The organism is Tessaracoccus sp. OH4464_COT-324, assembly GCF_003932855.1.
Lineage (GTDB): Bacteria > Actinomycetota > Actinomycetes > Propionibacteriales > Propionibacteriaceae > Arachnia.
This window is the reverse complement of sequence record NZ_RQYZ01000002.1, coordinates 136,632-151,726: the sequence shown is the minus strand read 5'-3', so window position 1 is coordinate 151,726 and position 15,095 is coordinate 136,632. Positions and strand designations below refer to the sequence as shown.

Annotated in this window: 12 protein-coding genes and 2 tRNA genes; 10 read left to right on the top strand and 4 right to left on the bottom strand. The window is 64.4% G+C overall.

What is annotated here, in order from left to right; translation table 11 throughout:
* Positions 1 to 28 precede the first annotated feature (28 nt).
* Positions 29 to 1,075 carry a 3-isopropylmalate dehydrogenase gene (locus tag EII42_RS02665; protein ID WP_125170567.1) on the bottom strand — a complete coding sequence of 349 codons (1,047 nt, stop codon included), beginning with the start codon at positions 1,073 to 1,075 and terminating at the stop codon, positions 29 to 31.
* Positions 1,076 to 1,194: 119 nt separating this feature from the next.
* Here EII42_RS02665 and EII42_RS02660 point away from each other — a divergent pair, with 119 nt between their 5' ends.
* The 4 genes from EII42_RS02660 (at position 1,195) to EII42_RS02645 (ending at position 3,859) form a co-directional block, all read left to right on the top strand.
* Positions 1,195 to 1,998, top strand: coding sequence for a fumarylacetoacetate hydrolase family protein (locus EII42_RS02660; RefSeq protein WP_125170566.1), 804 nt, complete (start codon positions 1,195 to 1,197; stop codon positions 1,996 to 1,998).
* Entirely contained in the window at positions 1,995 to 2,924 is a 930-nt protein-coding gene (locus EII42_RS02655) for a CPBP family intramembrane glutamic endopeptidase (protein WP_125170565.1), read from the top strand. The genes EII42_RS02660 and EII42_RS02655 overlap by 4 nt, the downstream gene beginning before the upstream one ends.
* Before the next feature lie 757 nt (positions 2,925 to 3,681).
* Positions 3,682 to 3,753 (top strand) — tRNA-Gln (locus tag EII42_RS02650).
* Between the two features lie 33 nt (positions 3,754 to 3,786).
* Positions 3,787 to 3,859 (top strand) — tRNA-Glu (locus EII42_RS02645).
* A 62-nt stretch (positions 3,860 to 3,921) separates the two neighbouring features.
* On the opposite strand, the gene EII42_RS02640 is transcribed toward EII42_RS02645, so the two are convergent.
* Positions 3,922 to 4,647: an IclR family transcriptional regulator gene (locus EII42_RS02640; protein WP_125170564.1), complete on the bottom strand. Its 726-nt coding sequence runs from the start codon at positions 4,645 to 4,647 to the stop codon at positions 3,922 to 3,924.
* Positions 4,648 to 4,742: 95 nt separating this feature from the next.
* Here EII42_RS02640 and leuC point away from each other — a divergent pair, with 95 nt between their 5' ends.
* From leuC to EII42_RS02620, 4 genes are all read left to right on the top strand, one after another.
* Positions 4,743 to 6,140: a 3-isopropylmalate dehydratase large subunit gene (gene leuC / locus EII42_RS02635; protein ID WP_125170563.1), complete on the top strand. Its 1,398-nt coding sequence runs from the start codon at positions 4,743 to 4,745 to the stop codon at positions 6,138 to 6,140.
* A gap of 9 nt (positions 6,141 to 6,149) precedes the next feature.
* Positions 6,150 to 6,755 carry a 3-isopropylmalate dehydratase small subunit gene (gene leuD, locus EII42_RS02630; protein WP_125170562.1) on the top strand — a complete coding sequence of 202 codons (606 nt, stop codon included), beginning with the start codon at positions 6,150 to 6,152 and terminating at the stop codon, positions 6,753 to 6,755.
* Positions 6,756 to 6,859: 104 nt separating this feature from the next.
* A complete protein-coding gene (locus tag EII42_RS02625) occupies positions 6,860 to 8,539 on the top strand; it encodes an ABC transporter ATP-binding protein/permease (protein ID WP_125170561.1) in 1,680 nt (559 codons plus the stop codon).
* Positions 8,536 to 10,302, top strand: a complete 1,767-nt coding sequence (locus tag EII42_RS02620) for an amino acid ABC transporter ATP-binding/permease protein (protein WP_199729777.1) — start codon at positions 8,536 to 8,538, stop codon at positions 10,300 to 10,302. The genes EII42_RS02625 and EII42_RS02620 overlap by 4 nt, the downstream gene beginning before the upstream one ends.
* Before the next feature lie 163 nt (positions 10,303 to 10,465).
* Here EII42_RS02620 and EII42_RS02615 read toward each other — a convergent pair whose 3' ends face one another.
* Positions 10,466 to 11,713, bottom strand: a complete 1,248-nt coding sequence (locus EII42_RS02615) for a hypothetical protein (protein ID WP_125170560.1) — start codon at positions 11,711 to 11,713, stop codon at positions 10,466 to 10,468.
* A gap of 766 nt (positions 11,714 to 12,479) precedes the next feature.
* Between EII42_RS02615 and EII42_RS02610 the strand changes: the two genes are divergently transcribed.
* Together EII42_RS02610 and EII42_RS02605 are read left to right on the top strand one after the other, a co-directional pair.
* Positions 12,480 to 13,715 (top strand): MFS transporter, encoded by a 1,236-nt coding sequence (locus EII42_RS02610; protein ID WP_233558252.1) that lies wholly within the window; start codon positions 12,480 to 12,482, stop codon positions 13,713 to 13,715.
* 3 nt (positions 13,716 to 13,718) lie between these two features.
* Positions 13,719 to 14,456, top strand: coding sequence for a 1-acyl-sn-glycerol-3-phosphate acyltransferase (locus EII42_RS02605; RefSeq protein WP_125170558.1), 738 nt, complete (start codon positions 13,719 to 13,721; stop codon positions 14,454 to 14,456).
* Here the strand turns inward: EII42_RS02605 and tsaA are convergent.
* Positions 14,440 to 15,090, bottom strand: coding sequence for a tRNA (N6-threonylcarbamoyladenosine(37)-N6)-methyltransferase TrmO (gene tsaA / locus EII42_RS02600; protein WP_125170557.1), 651 nt, complete (start codon positions 15,088 to 15,090; stop codon positions 14,440 to 14,442). The genes EII42_RS02605 and tsaA overlap by 17 nt on opposite strands.
* Positions 15,091 to 15,095: the final 5 nt, after the last annotated feature.

Genomic DNA, 15,095 nt, shown 5'->3' with positions numbered 1-15,095 from the left:
GCGTTGGCTCCCCACCCCAGAATTTCATTCAGCACACTGCGGCAGCGATCCGATCTCCCACCGCAGCCGTGCTGGTCGGTGCACTGCGTTCGGCGACGTCCACCGCAACCGCGGCATCGATCCGGGCTGCGAGTTCGGGTTGACCGAGGTGATCTAGCAACAGGCTCATCGAGGAGATGGCGGCGGTAGGGTCGGCTATGCCCTTGCCCGCGATATCGGGAGCAGAGCCGTGGACGGGCTCGAACATGCTCGGAAACACGCCTGTTGGGTTGATATTTGCGGAAGCCGCTAGACCGATGCCGCCAGTGATGGCGGCGGCGAGGTCGGTGATGATGTCGCCAAAGAGGTTGTCCGTGACGATGACGTCGAACGCTGCCGGATCCACCACCATCTTGATCATCGCCGCGTCAATGTGCAGATAACTCGTTTCGATATCGGGGAACTCCTCTCCGACTTCCCGCAGCACCCTGTTCCACAGCGCTCCCGCGTTGACCAACACGTTGTGCTTGTGCAGCAGCGTGAGCTTTCCGCGACGTCGCCGAGCCCGCTGATACGCGTCGCGAACGACGCGCTCCACGCCGAAAGCGGTATTGACACTCACCTCGGTGGCAATTTCCTGTTGCGACCCCACGCGCACTGCACCACCGTTGCCGCAGTACAGGCCCTCCGTCCCCTCGCGCACGACGACGAAGTCCACGCTGCGGTCCTCGACAACTTCTGGAGCCAGCGGGGTAGCCACTCCTCGGTAGAGCTTTGCCGGGCGAAGGTTGATGCCGTGATCCAACTCGAAACGCAGCCTGAGCAGGAGACCGCGTTCTAGCAGCCCAGAGGGGATCGTCTTGGAACCGGGTGCTGCCCCGACCGCGCCCAGAATGATTGCATCGGCGGTCTTGAGTTCTGCCAGCACGCTATCGGGTAGCACCTCGCCGGTTCGTTGCCAACGTTCAGCGCCCAGGTCGTAGGGTAGGAACTCGAACTTTCCCGGCGCCACCGCGTCGAGCACTTTGAGCGCCTCGCGGGTCACCTCGGGGCCGATGCCGTCGCCGGCGATCACTGCGATGTTCTTGCGTGTCATAGAACCACACTAGCCAGCGGACGGCCAAGGCGCGGCGCTGTTTCGCCGCACAAGATGATGTCGCGACAAGTTGTCTCCGGCTGCGGTTGTCGGGCCCGGAGCGCGGCTAGGCTTTGGCCATGCGTATTGCACGTTTTGTCAAGGATGGAATGTCTCCGGCCTACGGAATTATCGAGTTGGCAGTGGACGCGGGAGAACACCCGGACACGATCTCGGTTATCTCCGCCGACCCACTGGCCGGGGTGCCTGTGAACTACACGGGCGAGCGCTTCGACCTCGACGAGGTCCGGCTGCTGGCTCCGGTGATTCCCCGCAGCAAAGTGGTGGGTGTTGGCCGGAATTATCCCGGGCATCTGGCTGAGATGGGTGGCGAGAAACCGTCGAGCCTTCTGGTCTTCCTCAAGCCGAATACGTGCGTTATTGGGCCGGGCGAAGCCATAGTGCGTCCCGCAGGAGTGCGGGAGCTGCACTTGGAAGGCGAGCTGGCCATCGTGATCGGCCGATTCTGCAAGGAGGTGCCCGCCGAACGAGCGGCGGACGTGATTTTCGGCTACACGATTGCGAACGACATCACCGCCCGTGACTGGCAAAAATCTGACGGCCAGTGGTGGCGCGCTAAGGGCGCGGATACCTTCCTGCCGCTAGGCCCGTGGATCAACACACACTGGTCAATCGAGGAGGCCTCCCGGCTGAACATCCAGACCCGAGTGGGCGACGAGTTGCGGCAGGACGGAAACACTCGGGAGCTGATCCACGGCATCGCCGACATCGTCGTGGAGGTGACCAAGGCCTGCACGCTGCTGCCTGGCGACGTCATCTTGACCGGTACCCCTGCGGGGGTTAGCGCCCTCGACGACGGCGACGTGGTGTCGGTGGCGATTGAGGGGCTAGGCGAACTGACGAACCCAGTCGTGGGGTCATGATGGTTGTTCTGCTGCATCGCGGAGCCCCGACGAAACCCGATCCCGAGCAGCCCTACCCGCTCTCGCTCAGGCCGTTGACGCTCGTCGAGGGAACGTTCGGCCTGCTGCTCGCCGCCTCGGGTTTCGTACTGGTGTTGCCGCTGGTCTCCAATCTGGTGCTACGCCTCTTCTTTTGGTTTCGGGGGCGCAGCGATTTCGACGCCTATCTGCATCTCGCCCGGGCCTATCACCTGCCGGAGGGCCTACTGGCCGGTCACCTGGCGTTGGCAAGCCTCACCCTCGTGGTGCTGGGCATCACCCGCGCAGTGCATGGCAGATTGGCGCGCTGGATCTTCTCCGTTCAGCCGGGGATGCGTTGGCGCTACCTGTTGGCTGTGTTCGTGCTGGCTGCCGTGGTGCTGCACGGCATGTTGTGGATCAGTTTCTCCTGGCAGGGGGTACCGGTCTTCAACTCGGGCCAGCCCGGAGCGAGGTGGTTCATTGTTGCGGTTTTGTTGGCTTCCCCGTTGCAGGCCCTGGCCGAAGAGGTCTTCTTCCGTGGCTATCTGCTCGCAGTGATGGGCTCGGTCTCCGGACGGATCTGGGTGGGGATCGTTGGTTCGTCGGTGGTTTTCGCTCTGCTGCACGGTGTGCAGAACCCGGCCCTGTTCACGCATCGACTGGTCTTCGGGCTGATAGCAGGCACCATGGTCTACATCACTGGTGGTCTGGAGGCCGGTATCGCCGCACACATTGTGAATAACCTCGGGGCATTCGGCTACGCAATTTTTACCACCAGCGTGGCCGAAGCCAGAGCGGTGACCGAAATTGGTTGGGGCAAAGCGGGGTGGGACATTCTGGCTTTTGCATTGTACGCGTTGCTCGCTTGGCTGATCGCGCGGCGGATGCGCCTGGCGACGGTCAGCCCGCCCCTTCGTCGAGGCTAGCGGCAGGCAGCCTGCTTGGGAAGGTGAGGCCGCTTGCGGGCTGTGTATTCTGCGGCTGTTCGTCGTCTGGGTGAAGCGATGGGTGTGCTGCGCCTTTCTACGGTCAGCCGGGTCGGCTTCAAGTCGCGCCGAGGTGCAGCGTTTTTGCGAAGTCTCATTGTGGTTTTGCTCGATGTTCTTGGGCCAAAAGTGCTGTTTTCGGAGGGGAATGTTGGGGAAACTTTTTCTGGTCACATGGTCGGTCGTGAGTAATCAGAATAGTTGAGCGTTGTCTGTGGGGACGCCCGAGGAAAGCGAGGGCAGCAGCATTATCCTGACAGTCTTTAACCCTGTCTCGGCTATGGCGCTTCCCGCCCGTCGGATCCGGTGCCGAAGTGACCTCGGGGGAGGGCCTCTGCGACCATCCTCTGTGCTGGACGCTGGCCAGCTGGTGTGGGCCTTTCATGTCGATCGGGGCGGGCTTCTTCGGATTCGTGATCGATGTGCCCTCGGCTCGCGCCGATATCTGTCTGGCGCCGCTGCCCTCGCCGGTCGGGCTGCGGCTGATGGGCCAGGTGATGCGACGGGTAGATGGGCGGAGGCGAGGCGTCCGGGACGGAACCGGGCGCTCGGCGAAGGGGGTCACTTTCCGAGGTGTCCGCTCGGGCGGGCGAATTGCCTGGTGGCCGGAGGTTTGCTGGCCTGCTGGTGGCTGATTTTGCATTCCGTGCGGCTCTCGTGTAGAGTTCCACGACGTGCCAACCGCACCAAAAACCATAGGGGTATGGGGTAATTGGCAGCCCGACTGATTCTGGTTCAGTTAGTCTTGGTTCGAGTCCAGGTACCCCTGCGGAGGAGTGATCCTCTACCCTAACAAGTGAATGGCCCCGTTGTGTAGCGGCCTAGCACGCCGCCCTCTCAAGGCGGTAGCGCGGGTTCAAATCCCGTCGGGGCTACTCTGAGGAGCCCCGGGATACCAAGTGGTGTCCCGGGGCTTTCCTGTTTGTTGTTAATCGGGTCAGTCGGTGGTCCCGCTTCGCCTCAGCACTTCGCTCAGACGTTCCGCAGCGGCCAGCACTGCTGCGCCATGCAGCCTGCCGGGGTAGCGGGTCAGGCGTTCGATGGGCCCGGAACACGAAACCGCCGCGAGAATCTTGCCGGAGGGCGCAAGCACTGGAGCGGAGACGCTCGCCACGCCCGGCTCGCGCTCGGCAACCGACTGGGCCCAGCCCCGCCTGCGTACGGTGGTCAGCATCGCTTCGGTGAAGGTTGAGCCTTCCAAGACCTTGCCGATGCGATCCGGCTCCTCCCAGGCCAGGAGGACTTGAGCTGCCGATCCTGCCTTCATCGAGAGCTGTGCCCCCAGCGGGACTGTGTCACGCAGCCCCTGCGGGCGCTCCACCGCGGCGACGCACACCCGCATGTCCCCCTGCCTCCTGAACAGTTGGGCGGATTCGCCGGTGATGTCGCGTAGCCTGGTGAGCACCGGACCCGCGGTGGACAGCAGCGGATCCTCGCCGGCCGCGTCCGCCAGCTCAAGCAGCCGAGGCCCCAACACAAATCTGCCCTGCAGATCCCTGCCCACCAGCCGGTGGTACTCCAGTGCAACTGCCAGCCGATGCGCCGTGGGCCGTGCAAGCCCCGTCGCGGTGACCAGCCCGGCCAAGGTCAGCGGCTGGTGCTCCAGCGCGGAAAGCACGGCGGCCGCCTTGTCCAGCACGCCCACTCCACTTGTATCGTCCATATTATGAGACTACATGTTCATATTCTGGACTGTAAAGGTCTGAGGAGCCCGGTTCGGGCATCGTTGACCCAGCAGGAGAGCGGGAAGGTGGAGCGATGGGAAAGACCTTGAGCGAAAAGGTGTGGGATGCGCACATCGTGCGACGGGATGAGGGGCAGCCCGACCTGCTCTACATCGACCTGCACCTGGTGCACGAGGTGACCAGCCCACAGGCCTTCGAAGGGCTCAGGCTGGCGGGCAGGCGGGTCCGACGGCCGGACCTGACCCTCGCCACAGAGGACCACAACACCCCCACGCTGGACATCTTGCAACCGATCGCGGATCCGACGTCGCGCAAGCAGGTTGAGACGTTGCGACGAAATGCTGCGGACTTCGGGATCCGGCTGCACTCTCTCGGAGATCGAGATCAGGGCATCGTGCACGTCGTCGGGCCGCAGCTTGGAGTCACCCAACCCGGCATGACTGTCGTGTGCGGGGACTCTCACACATCCACGCACGGGGCGTTCGGAGCACTCGCCTTCGGCATCGGCACCAGTGAAGTGGAGCACGTGCTGGCCACCCAGACGTTGCCCCAGGAGAGGCTCAAATCCATGGCGGTGAACATCAACGGTGAACTGCCCGCAGGGGTCACCGCAAAAGACATCGTTTTGGCGCTGATCGCCAAGGTGGGAACCGGCGGTGGCCAGGGCCACGTCGTCGAGTATCGCGGTAGCACCATCGAAGCTCTCAGCATGGAAGGGCGGATGACCATCTGCAACATGTCTATAGAATGGGGCGCCAAGGCAGGCATGATCGCTCCCGACGAGACCACCTTCGCCTACCTCAAGGGCCGCCCACACGCACCCACAGGGAAGGCCTGGGACGCGGCGGTCGAGCACTGGCGAAGCCTGCGCACGGACGAGGACGCCAGGTTTGATGTGGAGATCGACATCGATGCAACCCAGCTCAGCCCCTTCGTCACCTGGGGCACGAACCCCGGGCAGGGGGTTCCGTTGGCCTGCGTTGTGCCCGCGCCGGAAGACTTCGGCTCCGAGATCGAGCGCGTGACTGCTGCGCGCGCTCTCGAATACATGGATCTGCGCCCAGGGACCCCGATGCGCGATATCAAGGTCGATACGGTGTTCCTCGGCTCCTGCACCAATGGGCGAATCGAAGATCTGAGGCTCGCAGCCGAGGTGGTGCGAGGCAGGAGAAAGCATGACGAAGTGCGTATGCTGGTGGTTCCTGGGTCGGCTCGGGTTCGCCTCCAGGCCGAAGCCGAGGGGCTGGATAAGGTTTTCCTTGACTTCGGCGCGGAGTGGCGTGCGGCAGGCTGTTCGATGTGCTTGGGCATGAATCCGGATCAACTTGCGCCGGGGGAGCGGTCCGCGTCGACCTCCAACCGCAATTTCGAAGGCAGGCAGGGTAAGGGCGGGCGCACACACCTCGTCTCGCCCTCCGTCGCCGCCGCGACCGCCGTTGTGGGCAGGCTAGCTTCGCCTGCGGACCTGTGAGGAGCGAACATGGAGAAGTTTTCAACACACGCTGGCGTGCCCGTGCCGTTGCGTCGCAGCAATGTGGACACGGACCAGATCATTCCCGCTGTGTACCTGAAGCGCATCACGCGCACCGGATTCGCCGACGGGCTCTTCGCGGGTTGGCGGCAGGAGCCGGACTTTGTGCTGAACCAGGAGCCGTTCCGCTCGGGGACCATCCTCGTAGTGGGGCCGGACTTCGGGACCGGGTCGTCCAGGGAGCACGCAGTCTGGGCGTTGCAGGACTATGGCTTCAAGGCAGTGATCGGCTCGCGATTCGGCGACATCTTCCGCAACAACTCGGGCAAGGCCGGGCTGGTGGTGGCCGTCGTCCCGGGGACAGTCGTTGTCGAGATCTGGGAGTACATCGACGAACACCCGGGCGAACCTATCACTGTCGACCTGGTGGAGCGCCAGATTCGCGTAGGTGACCAGGAACACCCGTTTGAACTGGACGACTTCACCCGCCACCGGTTGCTTGAGGGCCTGGACGACATCTCGATGACGCTCCAGCACGAGGAGGACATCGCCGCCTATGAGGAGCGTCGCCCGGGCTTTCTGCCGAAGACACTTCCCGCCCGGGTGGCGGACTAGATTAAGCTCATCCCTGGCTTGCGCAATGTAGCGTCATCGGGTTTGTGGCGTTAGGCTTGGCTAACCTACAGCCCGTCCCGCAGCCGCATGCGCAAGGAGTGTAAATGAAGCCAAAGGCCGACAGGAAGGCGCCGAAGATACCCATCGGCACAAAAGTCGGAAGAAGAGCAAATCTCGCTGTCTTCGCACTATCGGCCCTCGCCTCCGTGACGCAGGCCGCCACATTTATCGCACTGGGCCGGGCGCTCGGCGACGTGATCGCGGGCGACCCGCCCAACTGGCAGCTTGTCGTGGCCACCATTTGCTCGATCGTGTCAGCGCTCGCCCACCTCGTCGCCCAGGTGGTTGCCCGCGCCGAAGCCGTGCACGAAGAGGGGCGTCTCCGCCGTCGGGTCCTCGGCCATCTGATCTCCCTTGGCCCGGCCAGGACCACCGAAGTGCGTACGGGGGCCACGGTTTCCACGCTCACCGACGGGGCGGAGAGGGTGGCGCTCTACCGCCAGACCTTCCTGCCCCAAGCGATCGCCTCGGGGCTGGCCCCGGCTCTCGTCTTGATCCTCGTGGCGGTCACGGTTGATCCGGTGCCCGCGCTGGTGCTCCTCGTGGCCGTCGTGGTGATCCCGCTGCTCATCGTCGGCTTCCAGCGGGCCTTCCGGAAGAGTTCCTCGGCTTCACGCAAGGAACGCGCCAACCTGGCTGCCCGCTACCTCGACGCGATCCAGGGCCTGACCACGCTCGTACTCGCCCGAGCCGCGCGACGTACCGAGGCGAGCCTGCGGGTTGCGGGTGAGGAGAACCGCCAAGCCGTGATGCGGCTTCTGGCGGGAAATCAGGTAGTCATCCTGGTTACGGACGCACTCTTCTCGCTGTTTCTCGTCAGCGCAGCGACCGTGGCCGCGCTACTGCGGCTGCAAGCCGGCACCATCGGTGTCGGGGACGCGCTGGCACTGGTCCTCGTCGCGTACGTTTTGCTGGAGCCCCTGGACCAGGTGGGCGCGTTTTTCTACGTCGGAATGGGCGGGCTGGCCAATCAGCGGGCGATGCGTCGAATCCTCGGGATACCCGCAGAACGGGGCGGGGGCGACCCCGCGGCCACAGCCGACAGCGTCAACGTGGTCGAAGTGCGTGGGGCCAGCCTTGGCTGGGGGGACGAGCCGGTGCTGTCCGACGTCGACCTCACCGTCGCGCGTGGCGAGCACCTGGCGATCGTTGGCGCCTCGGGTGCGGGCAAATCCACCCTGCTCGCGGCGCTGTCGGGGGACCTACTTCCTGCCTCGGGCAGCGTGGTCATTGACGATGTCGCGCTAACTGGCGCCAGTCGGCACGCGGTTCGTGAGCGCAGCGCCCTCGTGGCCCAGTCCACGTGGCTGTTCACCGGAACCATCGCTGACAACCTGCGCATTGCCAAGCCCGACGCTACGGAAGATGAGATGTGGGCGGCCCTGTCTGCGGCCAACCTGGAGGCGGAAGTGCGGCTGATGCCAGCAGGACTGAATACCGAGTTGGGCGAGCAGGGCATGGGCCTCTCCGGCGGTCAGGCGCAGCGGATGTCGCTCGCCCGGGCAGTGCTTTCCGGCAGACGGCTACTGCTGTTGGATGAGCCCACCAGTCAGGTTGACCTGGCCAGTGAGGCGGAAATCGTGTCGGCCATTGAGAAAGTGGGCGAGGATCGCACGGTGGTGCTCATCTCGCATCGCGCCGGCGCGCTGACCGGAGCGGATCGTGTGCTGAGAGTGGTCGATGGGGAGATCCGTCCGGTCGCTCAGGAAGGAGCGGTGCTGTGAACGTGCCCACCCGTCGAGAAATGTTTGCCTGGGTGCTTGGCGTCACCCGACCGGTGCTGGCGCCCCTGGGATTGTCCACAGCGTGCCGGGTTCTGGATCAGCTGTTGGGGGCCACTCTCTTCGGGCTGGCCGCCGGCTCGGTGGTGGCGCTGGGGCAGGCGATGGCTGGTGTCGGAGATTCTCCGCGACTGACTACGATCGTCGTTGCGCTGGTGGTGGTTTGCCTCCTCAAGGCTGCGTTGCGCTACGCGGAGCAGTTCCTGGGCCACCTCGTCGCCTTCAAAGCACTGGAACTACTTCGGGCTGAGATTTTCCGGGCTCTCGTTCCACAGGCCCCGCGGGTCCTACTGTCGTCGCGTTCCGGTGATCTGATGACGCGTGCCACGAAGGATGTGGACCGGATCGAGATCTTCTTCGCGCACACCTTTGCCCCCGTGGTCAGCGCGGTGGTCGTACCGATTATTGTCCTGCTGACGATCGGCGCCACCACCTCCTGGGCGGTTGCGCTGTGGGCTGCGCCGTTCCTGCTGAGCGCGGTGCTGATTACTCCCTGGGTGGGGGCGCGCTCGTCGCTCGCAGCGGCCAGACGCTCTGCGGAGACCAGAGCAAGGCTTAACCATCACGTTACCGACTCGCTGCAGGGCATGCGGGAAGTCGTCGGGTACGGCCGGGCTGACGAGCGACTCGACGAAGCGCAGGACTTTGGAAGGCTCTTGGTGCGCGACTCGTGGGCGCCGACCGCGTGGGCAGCGCTGCGCAGGGGCGCCAACCAGTGGCTCATGCTGGGCGCGGCGATCGCGATGGTGTGCGTGGGGTTGGAGGAGACCCGCGGCGCCGGCATCGATTTCGTCGCGCTGGCGGCCAGCACCGCGGCCGTGATCCGCCTCACCGAGGTGGTGCGCGGCGTCGAAGAGCTGGCCGCAGCGGTTTCCACATCGCTAGCTTCCGTGGAACGTGTGTGGCGCACGGTGCATGCTCCCGTTCTGGTGGAGGAAGGCGCCGAGGAGTTGCCCCGGTGCGAGGAGTATGACGTGGTCTGGGAGAACGTCAGCTACCGCTACCCCAGCGCCCAACGTTCGGCCCTGCGGGACGTAAACGTCCGGGCCGCTGCGGGGGAGTGGACCTGCCTGGTGGGTGTGTCCGGTTCGGGAAAGACCACGCTGTCCCAGCTGGCTTTGCGCTTCGACGATCCCGCGGTAGGCCGGGTCCTCGTCGGGGGCGTAGACGTGCGGGATTTGACCAACGACTCGCTGCGCTCCACAGTCGGCCTCGTACAACAACGCGCCCATCTGATGCGCGCCACCGTGCGGGAAAACCTCAAGCTGGCCGCGCCTGAGGCGACGGACGAGGACATCACAGCGGCATGTCAGGCAGCCTGCATACACGAAGACATCCTCGCTCTGCCGGAGGGCTACGAGACGATGATTGGCGAACGCGGCGCCAGCCTCTCCGGAGGCCAGGGGCAGCGCCTTGCCCTCGCCCGCATGCTGCTGACACAGCCGGCCGTGCTAGTGCTCGACGAGTTCACCTCGCATCTCGACCCGGCACTATCGGAACGCGTGCGCGCCAACCTGCGGGGCTTCCTGCCCAGGGCCACCATCGTCGAGGTCACGCACAAGATCGGCCAGGTGGGCACGGCGGACCGGGTGGTGGTCCTGGACTCCGGCCAGGTGGTTCAGGCGGGTCAACCCGCGGAGTTGCTGGCGGTTGACGGCCCGCTGAGGCGCCTGGCGGCCCGTGAGCCGGAGCCCGTCGGGACCTGAGCCCGCCTCGTGGCGGAGGCCATGCTGGGCCGAGGTGCTTCCAACCAGGCGAAAAGGGCCCTCGGTATCTTGGTCAGCACATCCAGTGCAGAAGCCGGTTGCTGAGGGCCCAACCCGCCGACGCCGGGCAGCACTCGACAACGTGGCGCCGCCGAAGCCGGTCTTAATCCCCGACGAGCAGTCGGACTCCGGTGTCGGAGTGGAAGGCCAGGAACGGGCGTTCGCCGTGACCCAACAACTTGGCGGGAACATCCAGCTCCCACAGCGGACCGTCGTGGCGGTGTTGGTAAGCGCTCACCTTTGTCCCGGAATCCGACGGGGAACAGACCAGGAACACCTGCTGACCCGCGATGTACACGGAGTCATCTGGGAGTTCCCAGACTTGCTCCGCCGCGCCCGTATCGATGTTGAAGGAGCGCAGCCTGGCTCCCTCCTCGATCTTGAAGCCGGCGACCGAATCGCCGAATGCGATCAGCACCTCGTAGGGCAGCAGCGTCATCGCCGGTGACTGGTCCTGACCGGTCAACGGATCCTTGAGGACGAAGACCTCGGTGTCGGGCTCCTCGCCGCTGCGAAACTCTGCAAACCGATGGCGGACGAAGGATACCCAGGAGTTTTCCGTCAGCTCGGGGTGTTGCTCGTTGCCGGAACCGTCGTAGTAGGAGGTTTGCTCTTCATTTGAGACTGCAAAGAAGTTTGCTCCGGAGGCGAACCAGTGATGGTAGACGTCTGCTCCCACCGGGGGTGACCAGGCAGGAATCGCGCCGTCGCCCAGGTTGTAGGCGGTGGCGCAGGCACCGCGGAAGTCATTCATATACGTGGGGTACTTAGCGAGCCAGTCATCCTCGGCGTGCTCGACATCGGGCTCGATACACAAGGTGACGTATTCGCCTTGGCGTCTGGCGAAGACCGTCTCCCGGTTCTCCTCGGCGGATGCGAGATCGAAATGGGAGGTGGGTTGCTGCCAGAGCTGGCTGCCGTCCTGGGCGAACGCGGTGATGGTCCAATCGCTGGGGGAGAAGCGGTACAGGGTGTCGTTGTCGTCGAAGATGGCTGCCGAGTGACGTGCGGAGTCGATTGATGATATAACCTCGCCTGTCGCGGCGCTGACTAGCAGATCCGTGCAGGTCGCTGCGGGGCTGTTGCAGGAGTGCAGGTAGAGGAACTTAGCGCTCGGAGAAGCAACGACGGTGGTCCGTCCGGCGACCGGCAGGTTGGCCTCCCAGATCAGATCCTCCGTTTGCACGTCGAACAGCTGAAAAAGGCTCTCGGTCCCGGCCGGTGGACCGTAGAGCAGGACGTAGTTCTCGCCGACGAAGCCAGCGATTACGCTGCCGGGCTGGCCGAGTTCGACGATGCGGGGCGCCCCCTTGGTTAGCCCCACCGGGCCGCGATCGCCGAACCCGGTCACGGTGAGCGTTGGAGGCGGGACCGGCTCAGGCGTTGGGCTCGTGGGCTCAGTAGGACTCGGCGATGCGCGGAACGTGATCACAGATGCTTTGGGCAGTGTGTTGGGCGTCTCTTGAGACCCTCGACCCAGCAGGAACCATGTGGCGACCAATCCTCCGAGTACGAAGACGCCTCCGAAGACGAGCAGCCACTTCAGCCCACCGCCGGATCGTTTCGGGGGTGGGGGAGGCGTCCATCCTTCGGGCACTCCGGACCATGGTGGCCCTTGTGAAGGTATCTGCTGTGGGTAGGGAGTGGGCCTTGCAGTGTCCTGGTCGCGGATCGGTTGGGCGGCGTACGGATTGTCGGGATACGGCTGTGCTCCAGGTGTTGGGGTCGGCCCAGGCGGTGGCCATCCCGTCTGGGGAGATCGGGAGGTGGGCATTGGCGAGAGAGGGGGCTGCTTTGGCTGGCTATTGGAGTGATTTCCCGGAGCCTCGGGGGGCGGTTCCCAAGGTCGATTCGACGGGAATTGCGGGGAGCTCATGATGTCCTCCGACTGAGTTCTAGGGGGTCTACTCATTCTAGTTCTTCAAGCCTTTTCCTTGAAGCCTCTTCGCTGAGTCGATAGCGGAAAATCCGTTCAGGTCTCACTACGATGAACGTGCAACAATCGGCTCTCGCTGTGCAAGTTGTCGAGGCTGCTGCACGGTTCGGCAGACGCGGGTTGGGCGCATGATCCTTGCGGCGAGGTTTGAGCTAGCAGAGTGTAGTCTATGCGGGTGACTATGGATACCGGTATCAACTGGGTTCGGCAGGCCTCGTGGTTTCTCTTCGGCCAGGGGTTGAGCCAGATCGGCTCACAGGTGGTTCAATTCGCGCTGATTTGGCACCTCACGATCGATTCCCGTTCGGGAGCGACGGTGACCGTCGCTACTCTGGTTGGCATGCTGCCCATGGTGCTGCTCGCGCCATTCGGTGGAATGCTCGCTGACCGGTACTCGCGTCGGAAACTCATTGCGGTGGCCGATACCCTGGTGGCGATCACCACGGTGCTGCTGCTGCTGTTGCTGATGGCCGGCCAGGGCTCCTACCTGGTCTTCTTCGCGGCGTTGCTGCTTCGAGGTTGTGGACAAGGCGTGCAGGTGCCGGCTGTTGCCGCGCTGCTGCCGCAGATCGTGCCGGCCAAGCAGCTCGGTCGGTTCAACGGATACAACGCATCCATCCATGCGGCGATGACGTTGCTCTCCCCGATCCTCGCGGCCGCTCTGCTCGGAATCATGCCCTTACACCTGGTTCTTCTGGTGGACATCGTCACTGCATTGATCGGGGTCGGGATCCTGCTCCTCGCGCTCGCTACTCCGCCCCCGGAGGGGGCTTCCGACGCCAGGCGGCGCCACCCGCTGGGCGACATTGTCGAGGGGGTGCGCTACATCCACGGAAATCATTTCGTCAGACGACTCCTGGCCTACTTCGTTTTGCTGAACTTCTTGGCCGCTCCTGTTGCGCTGCTCACCCCGCTGCAGGTGGTGCGTACCTTCGGTGGTGACGAGACTCACCTGACCGTGGTTGAGGTGGCTTTCTCAGCGGGAATGATCCTGGGCGGGATCCTGGTGGGCTTTTGGGGGACTCGTTCGTCTCGAACTACGACGGTTTCCTCCGCCATTTTGGTTCTAGGTGGATTGACGATCGCGCTCGGGCTGCCCACGACTTTCCTGCTGTACTCCGCCATCATGCTGGTCTCCGGGGTATTTCTGCCTTTCCTCAACACGCCGGCCATCACGATGGTGCAGCTGAGCGTCGAGGAGAAACTGATGGGGCGTGTCAGCTCTATCCTCATGATGATCTCTAACCTGGCGGTTCCACTCGGAATGGCGGTGATGGGCCCGCTGGCGGATCGGTTCTCCGTAGAACTGCTGCTGCTGGTGACTGGGGCCTCGATGCTGCTCGTCGGTCTTCGGATGGTGTGCGACGGCTGGCTTCGGGCCAACGAACCTAACGATGCCGCCCAAGCTAGCATGTGAGCCATGGCTGAACCCGAGTCTCCCTCAATCGTGTACCGCGGGTTGGTGGGCGCAGTCCGGCTCGTCCTACCGCTGCTGGTCAAGCGCAGCTGGTCCGGGCTACACCGGTTGCCCAAAACCGGTTCCCTGTTGGTCGTCAGCAACCACACCTCGAACTTCGACGCGATCACGCTGGCTGACGCGCTGGTGGCGGGCGGCCGCTGGCCGCGTTTCCTGGGCAAGGCCGACATCTGGCGGGTCCCGTTCATTGGTTGGCTGGCGGTCAAGTGTCGACAGATTCCCGTGGAGCGCAACACCGAGCGGGCGAAGGATGCGCTGATCCCGGCCGCCGCGGCACTCGCGGATGGCGAGTGCGTGGCCCTCTACCCGGAGGGCACTATCACGCGCGACCCGAGCGGATGGCCGATGTTGGGGCGACGGGGTGCGGCCAGGCTGGCGCTCACCAGCAGCGCTCCGGTGGTTCCCGTGGTCCAGCACGGGCCAGACCAGGTGCTCGGCGGACGGTATTTGGAGCTGCGCAAGCTGTTCTCGTTTAGGCGGCGTGTGATCAAGCTTGTGGTCGGTGAGCCGATTGCCTTAGACGACCTGCGCGGCCCGGAACCCACCGAGGAACAGATCGCTGAGGCGACCGGCCGAATCATGTCCGAGATCACCCGGCTGTACGGCGAACTGGTCGGCGAACCGATTCCCGAGATCGTCTGGAGCCCCTGGGAGAAGGGGTACGTCAAGCGCCCGGGGTGATGGAGCTCACCCGCAGTACCGCACCGTCGACCTGGAATCGTACGTTGTGGCCGGCGAAGCTCAGCCCGTAGGGTCGGGTGTCTCGTTGATAGGCGGGACGCGGATCCTGGGCCAGCAGGCCGCGCAGCGCGGCCAGCTTGGCGGGGGGAAGAGCCGCGGCGTACTCGTCGGGTATTTCCACGGTCAGCTCGTAGTCGGCGCCGCGCGATAGGAAGCCGAACGTGGCGTCCGGGTGCTGGTCTGCGGGAATGTAGGGCTTGATGTCGAGGATGGGGGTGTTGTCGACGAGGTCCGCGCCCGCCACGACGAGTCGGTCGGCGGAGACCTTCAGCAGCCGGACAGAGGACAGGCCGATAGGGTTCGGTCGGATGGGCGAACGGGTGGCAAAGACCCCCATGCGTTCGTTGCCGCCGAGACGCGGCGGCCGAACGGTTGGTGACCAGCGGGCGGGCGAGTGCGAGAACAGCCAGATCAGCCAGATGTGTGAGAAACCAGCGAGCCCGCGCACGGCCTCTGGGGAACGAAACTCGGGGCTGAAGATCACCTCCGCCGTCAGTTCGGGTACCAGGCCGGACTGGCGAGGGACGCCGAACTTCTGCGGAAAGTCGCTGCTGATGTGGGCGATGGGCTGCATGAGCC